Here is a 16,965-nt window from a genome sequence, read left to right as displayed (position 1 = left end):
TCTCTTAATTTATCAGATAAAGTGGAGGTTGTGATCCCACCAAGGCCGTGCCCCACTACCAGTATTTCTTGTAACTCCTCCCCTGCTATCAGGTTGACTATATCGTCAAAGAAAGTATTGATACCCACTTTAGTGGAAAGGAGGTGTTGGCACTCACCTAGGCCTGTTTGGGTTAGGCTAAAGACCCAGCGCGAGCCTTTGATTGACTTTAGATCAGTACCAACCACTATGAAACAGACCGTGTATCAGTACCAGGGTTTTTGTAATTGGCTGTAATTTTATCGTCAATCTACTCAGTATAGAGCGCAGAAGTCCTCAGATGGCCCCAGAGGTATTGCTTGATATCCTAATTTCAAATATCTAAAGAGGGGTGAGTTATCAGCCCTTGCCTTTTTCGATATTTCCAGGCCTGCTTGAGCTGTTATCACGGGTTTGATAGTGATGTGAAACTTCTCCAGCAAGTAAAATTTCTTCGAATTTGACTATCAGATAATAGAGAATTAGATTTGGCGCCGCGGCACACAGATCACACTGGTTTCGCATAAATACAATGAATATCTTACTCGCCTTAACTGGTACAAACAGGGTGAATCCTATTGCCAACTCCGTTTATTCAAACTTCCCGCGCGATCAACTCCGACTCAATCTACTCTCTAGCGCTGATAAGCACATTAGGGGTATTTCTATTACTGGGCTGGGGGATATGGTTTTTTTTTAAAGAAATCACGGTTTATAGCGTTAGTGACCAGGCGAGACTTGAACAAGAGCAGAATACCGTACATGTCAGCACTCAGAGTACAGGAAGAGTAGTTGCTATTACTGCCTCGTTGGGAGATACCTTGAGAGAAGGAGACTTGCTAATAGAGCTGGATACCAGGGCATTTGATTTGGATCTAGATGGTGATTTTCGAGTATCTCAGAGCCTCTCGGATCAATTACTGGCAATAGAGCGAGAAGAGCGTTTACGGGATAAAAAATTTACTGAAGACGACAAGGCTTTAAGTGATCAGCTGAAGCTGCTCCAAGAACAGCACAAACTTCAGATGAACAACCAGCAGATTCAGGCAGATGTGGCGGAGCGCTATGAACGCTTGCTGAAGAAACAGCAAAGCTCTGAACTTGATTACCTTGCAGCTAAACGTACCTATCAGCAAATGGCCATGGCCACTCTCGCATCGAAAGCGGCAATAAGAGCAACCCATGATCGCCGGGAGCAATTGGCTAGCGAGTATCAGTTATCCATGAGTGAATTGGAACAGCGTCGAGCAGATCTACAAAGACAGCTGGCGGAGGTGGATACTCGCATTCAGCAGAGCACCTTGGCGGTAGATGAACAGCGTCTGCGTGCGCCTATCTCCGGTAAGCTTGCTTCACTGGCGGATATTCAGGAAGGGGAGGTATTAGTCGCAGGGCAACAGATTGCCACACTACAGGCTGAGGGTAATATCACCGTACAGGCGTTTTTCTCTCCTGCCCTTGCTTTGGGACATATTCGTTCAGGGCAGAGTGCGCGAGTAAAATTAGATGGGTTTTCCTGGGCGCGTTATGGTCAGTTACAGGCCCGTGTAGAGCGGGTCGCTAGTGCTGTGCAAAAAGGAAAGATTCTCGTTGAGTTATCTCTCCGTGGAGAGATTCCCCCACAGTTGCCGCTATTGCATGACCTACCAGCAAGGGTAGAGATTGCCACTGGAGTAAAGACACCATATCAGTTGCTATTGCAAAGTGCTGGCGACTTCTTATCAGGCCAAGCAGAAAGTAGTGTAAATTCGTTGGAGACCCTGTAGTGAAGGGACAAGTTCGCTGGTTGGTTCCCGAAGTTGTGCAAACTTCCAATATGGATTGTGGCCCTGCATCCCTTAAGAGCTTGCTTGAAGGCTTTGGTGTAAATGTACATTACGGCCACTTGCGTGATGCTTGTCAAACTGATGTAGACGGCACTTCTATTAATACCCTAGAGAAAATTGCAGTTGAGCTGGGGTTGGATGCGGCACAGATGGTCGTGCCCAAAGATCACTTGCTGTTAGGTTCAGCAGGCTACTTGCCGGGGCTGGTGGTAGTGCGCTTGCCCAATGGTAATACTCACTTTGTTGTGGCTTGGCGTAATCACCGAGGAATTATACAGGTTATGGACCCAGCCTCGGGAAGACGTTGGCCCAGTGCGCGACACTTTCTCGATGAGTTGCATATCCACACTATGCGCGTTCCGCCGCAAGGGTGGAGAAGTTGGGCTGGAGGAAAAGATTTTATCGATCCCCTGCAAGAGCGGATGGAACAGCTGAGAATTTCTAAATCCATCAGCGAAGTAATGTGTGAGCAAGCCTTGAAGAAAGGGGACTGGCTCTCACTGGCTTTTCTAGATGCCAGTGTAAGAATGTTGGCAGCGCTCGTTGGCTCTGGTGCGGTGCGACGAGGGGCAGAAACAAGTGCATTGTTGCAAAGGCTGATAAGTGACTTTTCAGAAGACACGATTAACGCTTATCAACTAGTGCCACAGAGCTATTGGTGTGTACGCCCTTCCAGTTCTCCCGGCACTGAAGAAGTTGACACAGTTGAGCTTAGACCAGAGCTGTTGGAGTTTAGCGGCGCCGTAATAGTCAGCGTAAAGGGAGTACGTGAAAGGAAAGAAATCAAACCTAAATCGGAGGCTCTAAGCAAAGCTTTACAAGTACAGTCAATAAGCCCACTCCGTCAGTTATGGGAGTTTTTGCGAGAGGATGGTTTGCTTGCCCCGAGTATCGTGATGCTAGCGATGTTCGCTGCGGTGCTTGGTGTGATGGTTGAGGCACTGCTATTTCGAGGTTTGATCGATATCCACTCGGAACTAGCTACGGAGGTGCAGCGAATCGGCGCTGTCACTTTATTACTGGGATTTATGTTGACACTCATACTTGTGCAATGGCCGATGACCAAGCTACAGTTAATTATTGGTAAGCACTTGGAAAATCGTTTTCGCATGCGCTTTCTTTCCGCATTGCCGAAAATACCAGATCATTTCTTTCAAAGCCGCCCAACCTCAGATACCGCAGAGAGAGGTCATCGTATAGCAGCTCTGAGAGAGTTGCCTTTACTGGGGGGAGGGATACTCTTCAAAGGGTTGTCACTGCTCACAACAGCTATTGGTATCGTTTGGATAGCGCCCACAACCGCGCCTCTGGTGTTATTAATAACGGGGTTACAGGTAGTTATTCCTCTGCTATTTCAGCCAGTACTTAGTGATCATAATATGCGTGTCCAGACCCATACTGGCGCTCTGGCTAGATTTTATATGGATGCCCTGCTGGGAATAATACCAATTCGTACACACGGTGCTGGAGAGTCTGTTCGCCGTGAACATGAAAGTTTGCTCACCGAGTGGATTAAAGCAGGCTATTCCTCTTTGTGCTTCCAGCTTAATAGCCAAGCGGTGCAGCTGATTGTGAATGGGGTTCTCACTTGTGTACTGGTGATTTACTGTGTTCAGACCCTAGGGGCAAATCCCTACTTACTTCTGCTTATTTATTGGGTATTGGCACTACCGCCACTGGGGGAAGATATCGCACAGTTAATGCGGAGCTACCCTCGTCATAGGAATACCTTGTTGAGAGCTTTAGAGCCGCTGCAAGCGGTTACGGTTGGTGCTAGTGAAGAGCCTTTTAATGATAAAAGGGTTCAACCTTTAAAGGCGCCTGTATCATTTCGTTTTGATAATGTCAGTGTTAAAGCCAGTGGTAGAAGTATTCTTAAGAATATTAATCTGAATATTGCCTCCGGGGAGCATGTCGCCATTGTTGGTTCATCTGGTGCTGGCAAGTCAAGCTTGGCCGGTTTATTGTTGGGTTGGCATAACCCTGAGAGTGGAATCCTATTGCTAAATGGCGAGAAATTACAGGGTGAATTACTGTGTCGTTTTCGTCTAAGTTGTGCTTGGGTCGACCCTGCAATACAACTTTGGAATAGCAGTTTGCTGGATAACCTAAACTACGGTAATAACTCCTCTTCCTCCTTGTTCCCAACACTGCAACAGGCTGATCTATTAAACCTAGTTGCCTCTTTGCCTGAAGGTTTACAGAGCACCTTGGGGGAAAGTGGTGCGCTTGTCAGCGGAGGGGAGGGGCAGCGCGTGCGATTAGGTCGTGCCCTAGGCCGAGAGTCTCCAGCTTGTGTCATTTTAGATGAGCCGTTTCGCGGGCTAGACCGCGGGCAACGCCAGCGCTTACTTGCTCGTGTAAGGCGAGTATGGAAAGACACCACCTTAATTTGCATCACTCATGATATTTCAGAAACCAAAGATTTTCCTCGCGTATTGGTGGTAGAAGATGGGCAAATTATTGAGGATGACGCACCCGCAAATCTGGAAACACAAACTGAATCTCGTTATGTCCAACTTCTTACAGCGGAAAAGAGACTCTGGCAAGAGTGTTGGCAAAGTGCCGATTGGCGCCATCTGCGTATGGAACAAGGGCGAATTACTGAGCTTCAATCTGCAATAAAAAAACGGGCTCAAGATAGAGGCGCTGTGCAGTCTCAAGAGGTGCATAGTGAAACCTGAAGCTTCCATAAGCAAGCTGCGCCATCTCTGTTGGCCTACTGCCCAGCTAGATGGTGCAGTGAAAGCCTTGGCTCTTCATAGCGGCCTTGAGCCTGCAGTTCCTGACTCCGAAAGCAAAGCGCAAGTATATTGGGATACAGATGCTCGCTTACAGTTACAGGCAGAAGCTTTCGATTTAAATATTGAGCAAGTTAACTGCAAATATGGGGAGTTGGAGCAGATGCTGGTTCGGGCCGCACCAGCCTTACTGCGTTTGCGCTTTGCGGAGGGGGAATATTTCATTGCTTTGTGTGGTGGTAATCGTCGTTTTTTACATCTTCTTACGCCATCACAACAAGTCGTAAAGCTGCGTCCAGGTCAAGTGTTGAGAGTACTAACAAGCGCACAAGAAACACCTCAGCGTCAACGTATTGCACGCCTACTGGACAGTGCCGAAATAGTTGGGCGGCGGCGTAAAAAAGCCACCGAGGCATTATTACGAGAAAATCTAGTAGGGCTAGAAATCGATGATTGCTGGTTGTTGCGGCAGCCTTCCCACCGCTCTTTTTGGCAGCAGCTGCGCCATCATCGCCAGCATTTGCGCTTTCTAAGTATGATCACCTGCCACACAGTACAAGTACTCTTGTTTATAGCCAGCTGGTGGTTGATAGGTCGTGCTGTTCTTGATGGCCATGTAGATAGTGGCTGGCTGGTAGCCTGGGTATTATTACTGATAACACAGATCCCCCTTTCACTCTTAACTGCTCGGTTACAAGGTTCCATATCGCTAGAAACTGGTGCTCTGTTGAAGCAGCGCTTACTCGCCAGCGCTTTGCGAATAGATCCAGGCAAGGTGCGCCATATGGGGTCGGGACAGATACTTGGGCGTGTTTATGATGCAGAAAATATTGAAGCCAGTGCGCTACAGGCGAGCTTTATGCTACTACTCGGTGGTGTAGAGCTGGTATTGGCTTTCATAGTGCTACAGCTAAGTCTTGGAACTCCAATATCGTTGGGGATTTTGACCATATTTTTACTTATAGCCATCGCTTTAGGGCGTGCCCAGTATTTGGCTCGTCAATACTGGACTGGTCAACGTTTGAGTATGACCCACCGTCTAATTGAGAAAATGCTTGGCCATCGGACTCGATTGGCACAGCAGAAACCTTCGGATTGGCACCGGGGGGAAGATCAGGAACTGGAAGAGTATTTGCGAAGTTCTACGGCAATGGATGGCAACATGACTCGGCTCGTCGCATTTTTGCCACGTTTCTGGTTGCTATTGGGTATAACTGGCTTGGTGCCTGTTTTTGTCAATAGCAATACTGAGAGTGGGCAAATTGCTGCGGCTTTGGGGGGGGTACTGCTTGGATATCGCGCAGTACTGAAAGGCATGACAGGGTATTCCAGTGGACTCAGCGCCCTGGTGACTTGGGAAAAAGTGCGTGAACTTTTTTCCTTGGAGGCTGCTTTAAAGCGGGGCGTTACCTCTATCTCATTGGCCAATAAAGTTCATTCAGACATACAAGGGCCCAAGCAGCCATTGTGCTATATCCGTGACTTAAGTTTTAATTACCCTAATCAAGACAAGATGGTCTTAAAAAACTGTAAGCTGAGTATTTATCCCGGTGATCGAGTAATTTTACAGGGGGCTTCTGGTTCAGGTAAATCTACTTTTGCAAATGTGATTGCCGGTATCCAAAAGCAAAGAGAGGGTATATTACTTATTAATGGGTACGATAGAACCAGTATTGGTGCTGAGTATTGGCGCAGGCTGGTTGCATCAGTACCACAATTTCATGAAAACCATGTACTTGGCGATTCTTTCTTATTTAATTTATTAATGGGTGATGAATGGCCACCAAAGGCGGAGAGTGTTCGTAGAGCCTATAAAGTTTGTGATGAATTAGGTTTGACTCCACTGATTAAAAAAATGCCTGCAGGGATGTTACAGACGGTGGGAGAAATGGGATGGAGATTGTCTCACGGTGAGATGAGCCGCTTGTTTATTGCACGGGCACTTTTGCAGAATTCTGAGTTGTTGGTACTGGATGAGAGTTTTGCAGCTTTGGATCCAGATAATTTAAGACGATCGTTTCATTGTGTGCAAAAATATTCGAATAGCTTAATTGTGATCGCTCACCCATAATTTTTGGTTAATTGTGGTGTGATTGAAGAAGGCGGGTTAAGCTATGACTATCTAGCATGTGTATATCTGCTAGATAACTTTTTAGAATTAATGATAAAAGGAGCAGGCGTATGTATACTGAAAGCGATATCCAGGTAGGTCCTATAGGTGGTATCGATCCTCCCGAAGAGATTTCTTTCTTCGCTGTATAATTTGCAGTGTGGCCAGAGATAGATAATTTCTCTTCTTTGTTAATTGGAGGAAGTTTTTCTCTGGCCTTATCTTATACGCTATAATATAAGTTTGTAGTTTTTCAGCGTTGATTTTTTGATTGAGATTTACATGAAATGCAAATCTCAATATTATATTTCACTACTGGTGCACATGGTTTCTATACTGTCATTGTGGTGACGCTTGACAGCCTTATCTTCTTGGGCAATAAAAGTTTCAATATCTCAATCTCATGGATCTTTTTTGTCAGTCCATAAGAAAAAACGTCTGCGAAAAATATATATTTCGGTGTGGTTACTTACGATTGATTAGTGATTATCAAGTACGTAGCTGATGTCGAGCTTTCGCAATTACTTGATGGATTTAGCATCCGTTTGATCGATGCTTTTATTAAATTCATAGTTTACAAGTACATTTGCAAAGGCTCTTTCTGTGAACTTTAGTATCTTCCCTGTATTACTTGAGGTCAGCGTCTTTAACAGTCTTTACGGGACACTTATCAATATTAACGCGACTATGGTTTAGTTTTCTTAGATTGTAAAAAAGCCCGCATAATGCGGGCTTTTTTGATCAAGTCTTCAGCTTCTTATAATGCATCCTATGCGGTGCGGCATCCTCGCCTTTGCGCTGCACAAAGTCTTCGTGGTACTCGGTGTAGTTACCTTCAAAGAAGACCGCTTCACTCTCACCCTCATAGGCGAGGATATGGGTGGCAACGCGGTCCAGGAACCAGCGATCGTGCGAGATCACCAGGGCGCAGCCTGGGAAGTTGAGCAGGGCTTCTTCCAGGGCGCGCAGGGTTTCGATATCCAGATCGTTGGAGGGTTCGTCCAGCAGCAGTACGTTGGCGCCCTGCTTGAGGGTGTAGGCCAGGTGCAGGCGTCCGCGTTCACCACCGGAGAGTTCGCCTACGCGCTTCTGCTGGTCACTGCCCTTGAAGTTAAAGCGGCCAACATAGTTGCGCGAGCCCACTTCGTAGTTGTTGATCTTGAGCATATCGTGGCCGTCTGAGATGGCTTCCCATACGGTCTTGCTGTCATCCAGATTCTCACGGCCCTGCTCAACGTAGGCGACCTTAACGGTTTCACCGGTCTTGATCTCGCCGGAGTCCGGCTGCTCGGTGCCACTGATCATACGGAACAGGGTGGACTTACCGGCACCGTTACCGCCGACGATACCCACAATTGCGCCCTTAGGCACGCGGAAAGACAGGTTGTCGATCAGCAGGCGCTCGCCGAAGCCTTTGCTTACTTCTTTAAACTCAATCACATTGTCGCCGAGACGCTCGCCGGGCGGAATGTAGATTTCGTTGGTCTCGTTGCGGGCCTGGAAGTCCTGGGACTGCATTTCTTCAAGGCGGGACAAACGGGCCTTGTTCTTGGACTGACGGCCCTTGGGATTTTGACGGGCCCACTCGAGTTCCTTTTGCATGGCTTTGGCGCGGGCCTGTTCGCCGCGCTGCTCTTGCTCCAGGCGCTTTTCTTTCTGTTCCAGCCAAGTGGTGTAGTTGCCTTCCCAGGGGATGCCGTGGCCGCGGTCCAGTTCCAGAATCCAGCCGGCAACATTGTCGAGGAAGTAGCGATCGTGGGTGATGGCTACCACAGTGCCGGTGAAATCGTGCAGGAAGCGCTCCAGCCAGAATACGGATTCTGCATCCAGGTGGTTGGTGGGCTCATCGAGAAGCAGCATATCCGGGCGGGACAGCAGCAGGCGGCACAGGGCCACACGGCGCTTTTCACCGCCGGATAGGTTGTTGACGTCTGCATCCCAGGGCGGCAGGCGCAGTGCGTCAGCGGCGACTTCAAGGCGGTGCTCCAGGTTGTGGGCGTCCCAGGCCTGGATAATGTCTTCGAACTGTTGCTGTTTCTTGGCCAGGGCATCGAAGTCCGCGTCGGGCTCGGCATAATCGGCGTAGACCTGTTCCAGGCCGGCGAGGGCGTCAATGGCTTCGCGTACACCGTCCTCTACGTTGCCGCGCACGGTCTTGCTGGCATCGAGTTGCGGTTCCTGGGGTAGGTAGCCGACCTTGATGCCGGGCATTGCGCGGGCTTCGCCGTTAAAGTCCTGATCGACCCCAGCCATAATGCGCAGCAGGGTGGATTTACCTGCGCCGTTGAGACCGAGTACGCCGATTTTGGCGCCGGGGAAGAAGGAAAGGGAAATGTCCTTCAGAATTTCACGTTTGGGGGGCACTACTTTGCCCACCCGGTTCATGGTGTATACGTATTCAGCCATTTGGGGTTCCGTAACTGGGTGTTGCAATCGCTCAGATTTTGCGCGCAACTTATCAGTTTGCGTAAAAAGTGCAACCGCGCCGCAGAGCATGTCGCCGTTGTACTCGCGTGTGGCTGACGTTGAATCTGATCTGTGCTTAACTGCGACGCTAATTAGTACAAGAGCAATAAGACAGATAGCAATGGATCAGGACTCCCCGGTGTTGTTCTCCCGGCGCGGCGCATTGGCGATCGCGACCCTCAACCTGCCCAAGGCGCTTAATGCGCTCAACCTGCAGATGATTGATCTGCTTTCAGCGCAACTAGGTCAATGGGCGCATGACGATGACGTGGCCGCTGTGTGGATAGAAGGCAGTGGAGATAAAGCCTTCTGTGCTGGGGGCGATGTGGTGGCGCTGTATGAGCAATCGGCCGCCTACGGTGAGACGCCGGAATATAGTTACACGACTGAATTCTTCTCTCGTGAATATCGTCTCGATTACCAAATACACACTTATCCGAAGCCAATCGTGGTCTGGAGTGGCGGTATTGTGATGGGCGGTGGTATCGGCATTATGGCAGGCGCCAGCCACCGTATTGTGACTGAAACCACACGTATGGCGATGCCGGAAATCACTATCGGCTTATTTCCCGATGTGGGTGGAAGCTGGTTCCTGAACCGTATGCCGGGTCGCCTGGGGCTTTTCCTGGGGCTGACAGGGGCCCAGTTTAATGGGGCCGATGCCCTGTTTGCCGGTATGGCCGACCGTATTATTGCCCAGGATCAGCGCGAGCCCGTGTTGGCGGCGCTGGCGGCGCTGGATTATTCGGCCAGTTGTGCGTTTAACCACCGCCTTGTAAGCGATTGCCTTAAAAGTTGCGAACTCTCCCCATTGCAGCGGCCGGAATCACAGCTGCGTGAACACTACGATCAGATCCAGCAGCTTACCGACTTTGCCAGCCTGCCTGAGGTTTGCGCGGCAATCAGCGCCTACCAAGGAGTGGATAAATGGCTGCAGCGCGCCGCCACTACTCTGGCTGGTGGTTCGCCATTGACCCCCTGGGTGGTGTGGGAGCAGTTGCGTCGTACGCGCCACTTGTCTCTAGCCGATGTGTTTAGGATGGAGCTGATTCTCGCGGTAAACCTCTGTGCCAGTGGTCATTTCAAGGAGGGGGTGCGGGCTCTATTGATTGACAAGGATCGCACACCAAAGTGGCGGCCCCTTAGCCTGGAGGAAATTAGTCCACAACAGTTGGAGAGCTGTTTTACTGCTCCCTGGAGCAGTGCGCATCCGCTTGTGGATTTATAACGCGACCCGGGCCGCTTTACGCACGGGATACCAACAACAAAATATGGAGTGGCTTTTATGGAAAAAATAGCCTTTTTTGGTCTGGGGAATATGGGCGGCCCTATGGCGGCCAATCTGGTGAAAGCCGGTTTTAGTGTGGCGGCTTTCGATCTCAATCCCACGGCTCTGGCGCAGGCGCAAGAAGATGGCTGTAGGCCCTGCGACTCCCCAATGCAGGCGGCTGAGGGGGCTTCCATTGTAGTCTCGATGTTGCCCAGTGGTGCGGCGGTGAAAGGGCTTTATCTGGGAGAAGAGGGGCTGCTGAACCGCCTGGCTGAGAATACTCTGATTATCGATTGCTCAACCATCTCTGCAGAAGATGCCCGCCTGGTGAATGAGGCCGCATCTGAGCGGGGCCTACTCGCCATTGACGCGCCAGTTTCAGGGGGTACCGCGGCAGCTCAGGCTGGCAGCTTGTGTTTTATGTGTGGAGGTGAAGAAGCGGCAGTAGATGCTGCGCGGGCGCCGTTACAGGCGATGGGCGCCAAGATTTTTCACGCCGGCTCGGCTGGGGCAGGGCAGGTGGCAAAAATTTGTAACAACCTGCTTCTGGCTATCCATATGACCGGTACCGCCGAAGCCCTGCAGTTGGGGGTCGACAAAGGCTTGGACCCCAAGGTTCTAAGCGAGATCATGATGCAGAGCTCTGGCAACAATTGGTCTCTGGCCAATTACAATCCCTACCCAGGTGCTATGGAGAATGTACCTGCAGCAAATGGTTACTCTGGTGGTTTCACCGTGGCGCTAATGCTGAAAGACCTGGGGCTCGCCATGGATGCCGCAGCTACCAGTGCCTCTTCCACGCCTATGGGGGCTCTGGCAAAAAACCTTTATCAGCTACATGGAGCCAGTGACGAAAACCAGAAGTTGGATTTCTCCAGTATCCAGAATATGTTCCGCCGCCCGGCAGGTGGTCTGACCTGGTAGATTTCTAGCTTCCGCGGGCTCCCTCCTCAGTTGATTGTTTCTGGCCAGTACCGGAGAGGGAGCTTTGCTTCAGTGTCGCCTAACGTTAAAAATTTGGACCAGTTCGCAAAATTGGCAATAGGTACCAATTACTAGCCCCCTAGCCGTTCCTTCATTACACCCCTATCGCTATCTTCGCTGCCCCGCTCGGAAGGCCATCTGATGATTGGCCAGACAAGCGTTATGGGTAATACGCTGCTTTTAATTCCGCGAAATTCTACAGCTTGATTTGGATCAAGCTCACTATTGCGGCCAGCGGTTAACCTGCCTGCGACTTGTGATTGTGCCTGGAGGGGGCCTTCCAAAGTCGGGAAAAATGCTAAATCGCTATATGGAGAAGTTAATGAATCGTATAACTGCTTGTGCGACAGCCGCCCTGACCGCCGTACTTTCTGCACCGGTACTGGCCTACGAAGAGGGCAGCTTTATTTTGCGCGGTGGTATGGCCACAGTAGCGCCCGACACCAGTTCCAGCGCACTGTCTGCGAATGGGAGCAAGATTGGTAATACTGGGGTTGATGTGGACAACGGCTCAGCCCTGGGCTTGACCGGTGTGTATATGTTCCGCGATCACTGGGGAGTGGAGCTGGTTGCAGCAACGCCTTTTAGTCACGATATCGAAGTTGTTGGTGAAGGCCTTGGCAACTTTGATCTGGGTGAAACCAAGCATTTGCCACCCACTCTGTTAGTGCAGTGGTACCCAATGGATACTCAATCCACAATCCAGCCCTACGTAGGACTGGGGGTGAACTACACCGCTTTCTTTGATGAGGAAGTTAGCAGCACCGGTAATGCCACCCTTAAAGGCATTGGCGCAACTGGAGATTCAAAACTATCTCTCGATAATTCCTTCGGTCTGGCGGCTGAAGCGGGTATCGACTTCGCCTTCGGCGCAGATCAGCGCTGGTTGTTTAATATGTCTGTGTTCTGGATGGATATTGATACCGACGCCACCGTAAAGGTACCTGGTGTGGGTAATGTCACCGCTAAAGTAGATATCGATCCGCTGGTTTATATGGCGGGTCTCGGCTACCGCTTCTAAGGTGGCAGCACTCTAGTTTTGGAGTGTGGCAGTCGTTGCGGTTTTCCCCGTGGGAGCTCGGCGACTGCCTTTTAGTTTGTGCGGGAGGCTGTCGCAAACAATTGATTGAGGTTGTGGAAATATGATGCAAGAGACTAAAAGCACTATAGGTGGCCTATCAGAACAACTGTTATCCCGATACAGTGGCCCCTGCCCGCGCTACACCTCTTATCCCACAGCCGACAGATTTAAACCTCTGGATGGCAGTATCAAACCTTGGGATGCACTAAAAAATATTCGCAGCTTATCCCTGTATGTGCATATCCCCTTTTGCCGTTCTCTCTGTTATTTCTGTGCTTGCAACAAGGTAATTACTTCCCAATACGGTCTCGCCTCCAGCTATCTGGATAACCTCTTGCAGGAAGCTCGCTGGTATCGGGACAAGGTGGCACAGGTACCGGTCACCCAGTTGCACTTGGGAGGTGGTACACCCACATTTCTCAGCGATGGAGATATGCGCCGCTTGATGGAAGGACTGGGTGAGATTTTTGATTTACGCCCAGGCGATGGAGTGGAGTACAGCATTGAAGCCGATCCACGCACCTTGGAGCTGGAGACCTTGGATACCCTAAGAGAGCTCGGATTTAATCGCTTGAGCCTGGGCGTGCAGGATTTTGATATCGAGGTGCAGAGATCCATCAACCGAATTTGCAGTGCCGACCAGGTGACTGAATTAACGGTTGCGGCGCGTGAGCGGGGATTCGAATCTATCTCCTATGATCTGATTTATGGTTTGCCCAAACAAAACCTCAGCAGTTTGCACAGCACCCTGGATAAGGTGCTAGATTTACAGCCGGATCGTATTGCCCTCTATCACTATGCGCATTTACCCCATCGTTTTAAAGCTCAGCGTCTTATCGATACGGAACTTATTCCCTCCGCCTCAGAAAAAGTAGCAATGCAGCTGGCTGCGGTAGAGCACTTGGGCCAGGCCGGTTATGAATTCCTGGGTATGGACCATTTTGCCCGGCCGGGAGATGAGCTGGCCAAGGCCGCTCATGCGGGGATGTTACAGAGGAATTTCCAGGGCTACACATTAATGCCCGCCGATGCGTTAGTTGGACTGGGGGCTTCCGCAATCAGCTACAGCCGTAATGGTTTCTGGCAGAACCTGCACCGTCTGAAAGAATATACCCAGGCCGTCGCTGAGCGGGGTAATGCTTCGTGTCGCGGCTGGTTAATGAGTGATGAAGATAAGTTGCGTCAGTGGGTTATTACTGAACTGATGTGCCGGTTAAGCCTGGATAAAACTGAGGCTGAGCGTCGCACTGGCGTACCTTTTAATCAATACTTTTTCCAGGAACTCAAAAGGCTGGAACCCATGTTTGAGGATGGTCTTATTTATCAGGATGAAAAAAAGATCACCGTCACGGAGCAGGGGCGCTGGTTTGTACGCAATGTTGCCTCGGCTTTTGATATTTACTTACACAGTCAGCAAACTGATACGCAATATTCTCGTGTTCTTTAATGTTCTACAGGAGACGATTGTCTTCACAGCGGGTACAATAGCCGCAAATTAGTTTACCGACTGGTTTAGTATGATGGATTCCTCAGTAGCGGTTAGTTGCAGCAACTGCTCGGTTAGACGTTTATGCCTGCCTGCGGGGTTATCTCAAGCAGATATCGATCGACTAGAGCAGGTTACGCGACGTAAGAAAATTGTAAAAGCCGGTGAGACCTTGTATCGCTCCGGTGATCCTTTTGCAAACCTTTACGCTATTCGTTCAGGCAGTTTTAAAACTGTGGTTATCGCAGCGGATGGCGATACGCAGGTCACTCACTTTGCCCTGCCAGGTGAGCTGTTGGGGCTGGATGCCTATAGTAGCCGCGTACACCCCAGTTACGCTGAGGCGCTGGAAGACAGTAGTGTCTGCCTGTTGCCCTTTACTCAGTTGGAATTACTGGCTAATCAGGTCACCGCGTTGCAGCAGCAGATTTATAGTATTTTTTCTGAAGAGCTGCGCCAGGAAAATGATATTTTAATGCTGTTGGGCAAGCGATCGGCTGATACCCGCTTAGCGGCTTTGCTGATTAATATTTCCAGCCGCTATGCTCGTCGCGGTTATTCGCACAGTGAATTTGTGTTGTCTATGCCGCGCACAGATATTGCCAACTACCTTGGATTAACTGCAGAAACCGTAAGTCGATTATTTTCGCGTTTTCAAAAAGAAAAGCTGATCAAGGTAAGTGGTCGGGCGGTGGAAATACTGGATATGATCAGTCTCAGTGAACTGGCCGGAACCCATTACGGTTACGATGAAGACTGATTAAGCACTCTATCAGAGTTTGATAAGCTTAGTTGATTAAAAGGGCCCAGGCTAAATAATTAGCAGGCCCTATAAAATTTTTCAAATTATTTACGTTAGAGTTGCCTTAATTAAATAGCGGCGATGACCTCGGCCCATTTTCGTTGTTGGTCTTGCGAAATATAGCTGGCCTTAAAGCTGTTGATAGCCAGCTGTTTTGCCTGTTTCTTGGTCATGCCAAGACTTTCACTCAGTGCTTGGTAATTGCGGTTTACGTAACCGCCGAAATAGGCCGGATCATCGGCATTTACCGTGACACAGAGCCCGCGCTCCAATAACTGTAATATGGGATGCTGGCTCATATCGTCGTAAACACACAGTGCGGTGTTGGATAGAGGGCATACAGTGAGGGGAATTCCCTGATCGATAAGTCGCTCAATCAGAGCCTCGTCTTCCACACAGCGCACGCCGTGATCTATGCGGCTTACATCGAGTAAATCCAGGGCCTCTTTAATATATTCAGATGGCCCTTCCTCCCCCGCATGAGCGACCCTCTCCAGGCCTAATTCTTTAGCCATGGCAAAGACTTGCTGGAATTTGCTGGGGGGGTGTCCCAGTTCTGAGGAGTCCAGGCCAACACCCTTAATAAATTCCAGGTAAGGTTTGGCGGATTCCAGAGTAGTGATGGCCTCTTCCTCACTCAGGTGGCGCAGGAAGCAGAGAATCAGGTGGCTACTAATTCCCCACTCAGATTCGGCATCTTTTAGAGCGCTGTGGATGCCCCGAATAACCACACCGATATCAATACCCCTTTCTGTATGGGTTTGGGGGTCGAAGAAAATTTCAGTGTGCACAACATTATCTTCACGACAGCGCTGCAAGTAGGCCATGGTTAGATCGTAAAAGTCCTGTTCATGGATAAGGACCGAGGCTCCCTGGTAGTAAATATCCAGGAAGGACTGCAGGTTGTGAAACTTATAGGCAGCCTTAATTTCCTCAACACTGGAAAAGGGGATTTCAATTTTATTGCGCCGGCTAAGCTCGAACATTAGTTCTGGCTCCAGCGAGCCTTCAATGTGCAAATGCAGCTCTGCCTTGGGGAGAGTCTTAATAAAATCCAGATCGGCGATGCTCATAGTAATAACTGTATTGGAGATAAGTGTGGGAGCTGTTACCCGGGCCGGAGGCATCGATTCAACAGCCGGAAAAATTGGCGGTAATGGTAACAGCTTCTTCCTTATGGCTGAAAAGCCATTCACTAACCTGCCGGCCCGGGCATGGCTGGTGAAGCCGCAAGACTATAATAATGTAAACTAGACGGTTTACTTTGTGGGTTAAAGGTGTAACATACACCAGGCAGTGTACTTTTTCTGAGTGTTGGAGTGGGTCTATGGGCAAAGTAGTACTGATTACGGGAACATCGACAGGTTTGGGACAGAGTTTGGCCACCAAAATGGCGAAGTGGGGGTATGTTGTCTACGCCACCATGAGGGGTTTGGACAAAGCGGGCCCACTGCTGAAAGATGCCGGGCTTGGGCACAAGCTCAACGTTTTAGCGCTAGACGTGCAGGATGCAGGAAGTATTCAACATGCTGTGAATACCATTATTGAGGAGCAGGGGCGTATCGATATTTTGGTTAACAATGCCGATGCCGGCTTTGTGAAAACCACCGAAATGGCCTCAGAGGCAGAGACACAGTGGGTTATGGATGTGAACTTCCACGGGGTAGTGCGTTGCACCAAGGCAGTACTCCCCCATATGCGAAAGGAACGCAGCGGTCGGATTATCAACATTTCTTCTGTGGGTGGGTTAGTGGGGCAGCCGTTTAATGAACTTTATTGTGCTGCCAAGTTTGCTGTAGAGGGGTACACAGAGGCTATGGCTAGCTATATCCAGCCCAGCTTTAACATTCAATTCACTGCGGTTGAACCTGGCGGCATTTACTCTGAATTTGCCAACAGTGTTTTATCTCAACTGCAAGTGGATGGTGGTGTGCCAGAAGGAGATTACCAGGGCTTATTCGAACAATATATGAGTGGTATCCAGAGGCGCACACCAGAACAAACGGCCCGTCTTTATCAGAGTGCCGGGCAGGTGGCGCAGGTAGTTTTAGATGTTGTTGAAAGTGAAGATCCACCGGTTCGGGTCCGTACTTCTCCTTGGGCCAATGAATTTTGTGCAAAACGGATGCAGATCCAAGTGGTAAAGCTCAGCAGAAAATGGTGATAGATACCCTGTTATCT

General features: G+C 49.7%; 12 protein-coding genes. 10 read left to right on the top strand and 2 right to left on the bottom strand.

Going from position 1 to position 16,965, the window contains the following annotated elements:
* Nucleotides 1–596 precede the first annotated feature (596 nt).
* The 3 genes from ACJJIO_RS06880 to ACJJIO_RS06870 are packed head-to-tail and all read left to right on the top strand — an operon-like array spanning nucleotide 597 to nucleotide 6,656.
* Nucleotides 597–1,784: an HlyD family secretion protein gene (locus tag ACJJIO_RS06880; RefSeq protein WP_444910551.1), complete on the top strand. Its 1,188-nt coding sequence runs from the start codon at nucleotides 597–599 to the stop codon at nucleotides 1,782–1,784.
* On the top strand, nucleotides 1,784–4,528 hold the full coding sequence (locus tag ACJJIO_RS06875) for an ATP-binding cassette domain-containing protein (RefSeq protein WP_444910550.1): 2,745 nt from the start codon (nucleotides 1,784–1,786) through the stop codon (nucleotides 4,526–4,528). Before ACJJIO_RS06880 ends, ACJJIO_RS06875 begins: the two co-directional genes overlap by 1 nt.
* Entirely contained in the window at nucleotides 4,518–6,656 is a 2,139-nt protein-coding gene (locus ACJJIO_RS06870; protein ID WP_444910549.1) for an ATP-binding cassette domain-containing protein, read from the top strand. The genes ACJJIO_RS06875 and ACJJIO_RS06870 overlap by 11 nt, the downstream gene beginning before the upstream one ends.
* A gap of 780 nt (nucleotides 6,657–7,436) precedes the next feature.
* On the opposite strand, the gene ettA is transcribed toward ACJJIO_RS06870, so the two are convergent.
* Complete coding sequence (ettA, locus tag ACJJIO_RS06865; protein WP_444910548.1) at nucleotides 7,437–9,101, bottom strand: energy-dependent translational throttle protein EttA; 1,665 nt, start codon at nucleotides 9,099–9,101, stop codon at nucleotides 7,437–7,439.
* Between the two features lie 181 nt (nucleotides 9,102–9,282).
* On the opposite strand from ettA, the gene ACJJIO_RS06860 reads away from it, so the two are divergent.
* From ACJJIO_RS06860 to fnr, 5 genes are all read left to right on the top strand, one after another.
* On the top strand, nucleotides 9,283–10,389 hold the full coding sequence (locus ACJJIO_RS06860; RefSeq protein ID WP_444910547.1) for an enoyl-CoA hydratase/isomerase family protein: 1,107 nt from the start codon (nucleotides 9,283–9,285) through the stop codon (nucleotides 10,387–10,389).
* A gap of 57 nt (nucleotides 10,390–10,446) precedes the next feature.
* Nucleotides 10,447–11,355 (top strand): 3-hydroxyisobutyrate dehydrogenase, encoded by a 909-nt coding sequence (gene mmsB, locus ACJJIO_RS06855; RefSeq protein WP_444903192.1) that lies wholly within the window; start codon nucleotides 10,447–10,449, stop codon nucleotides 11,353–11,355.
* A 382-nt stretch (nucleotides 11,356–11,737) separates the two neighbouring features.
* Nucleotides 11,738–12,436, top strand: coding sequence for an OmpW/AlkL family protein (locus tag ACJJIO_RS06850; protein WP_444882803.1), 699 nt, complete (start codon nucleotides 11,738–11,740; stop codon nucleotides 12,434–12,436).
* A 124-nt stretch (nucleotides 12,437–12,560) separates the two neighbouring features.
* On the top strand, nucleotides 12,561–13,943 hold the full coding sequence (gene hemN / locus ACJJIO_RS06845; protein WP_444910546.1) for an oxygen-independent coproporphyrinogen III oxidase: 1,383 nt from the start codon (nucleotides 12,561–12,563) through the stop codon (nucleotides 13,941–13,943).
* Nucleotides 13,944–14,013: 70 nt separating this feature from the next.
* Entirely contained in the window at nucleotides 14,014–14,742 is a 729-nt protein-coding gene (fnr, locus tag ACJJIO_RS06840; RefSeq protein ID WP_444887226.1) for a fumarate/nitrate reduction transcriptional regulator Fnr, read from the top strand.
* 110 nt (nucleotides 14,743–14,852) lie between these two features.
* Here the strand turns inward: fnr and ACJJIO_RS06835 are convergent, their stop codons facing one another.
* Nucleotides 14,853–15,857 (bottom strand): adenosine deaminase, encoded by a 1,005-nt coding sequence (locus ACJJIO_RS06835; protein WP_444910545.1) that lies wholly within the window; start codon nucleotides 15,855–15,857, stop codon nucleotides 14,853–14,855.
* A gap of 25 nt (nucleotides 15,858–15,882) precedes the next feature.
* Here ACJJIO_RS06835 and ACJJIO_RS06830 point away from each other — a divergent pair, with 25 nt between their 5' ends.
* Nucleotides 15,883–16,038, top strand: coding sequence for a hypothetical protein (locus tag ACJJIO_RS06830; RefSeq protein ID WP_444899792.1), 156 nt, complete (start codon nucleotides 15,883–15,885; stop codon nucleotides 16,036–16,038).
* Nucleotides 16,039–16,111: 73 nt separating this feature from the next.
* A complete protein-coding gene (locus ACJJIO_RS06825; RefSeq protein WP_444910544.1) occupies nucleotides 16,112–16,948 on the top strand; it encodes an SDR family oxidoreductase in 837 nt (278 codons plus the stop codon).
* Nucleotides 16,949–16,965: the final 17 nt, after the last annotated feature.

It is taken from the genome of Microbulbifer mixtoriginis (SeqCode), assembly GCF_052467235.1.
Note: the sequence above shows the minus strand (reverse complement) of the source record. Positions and strands in the feature narration are given on the sequence as shown.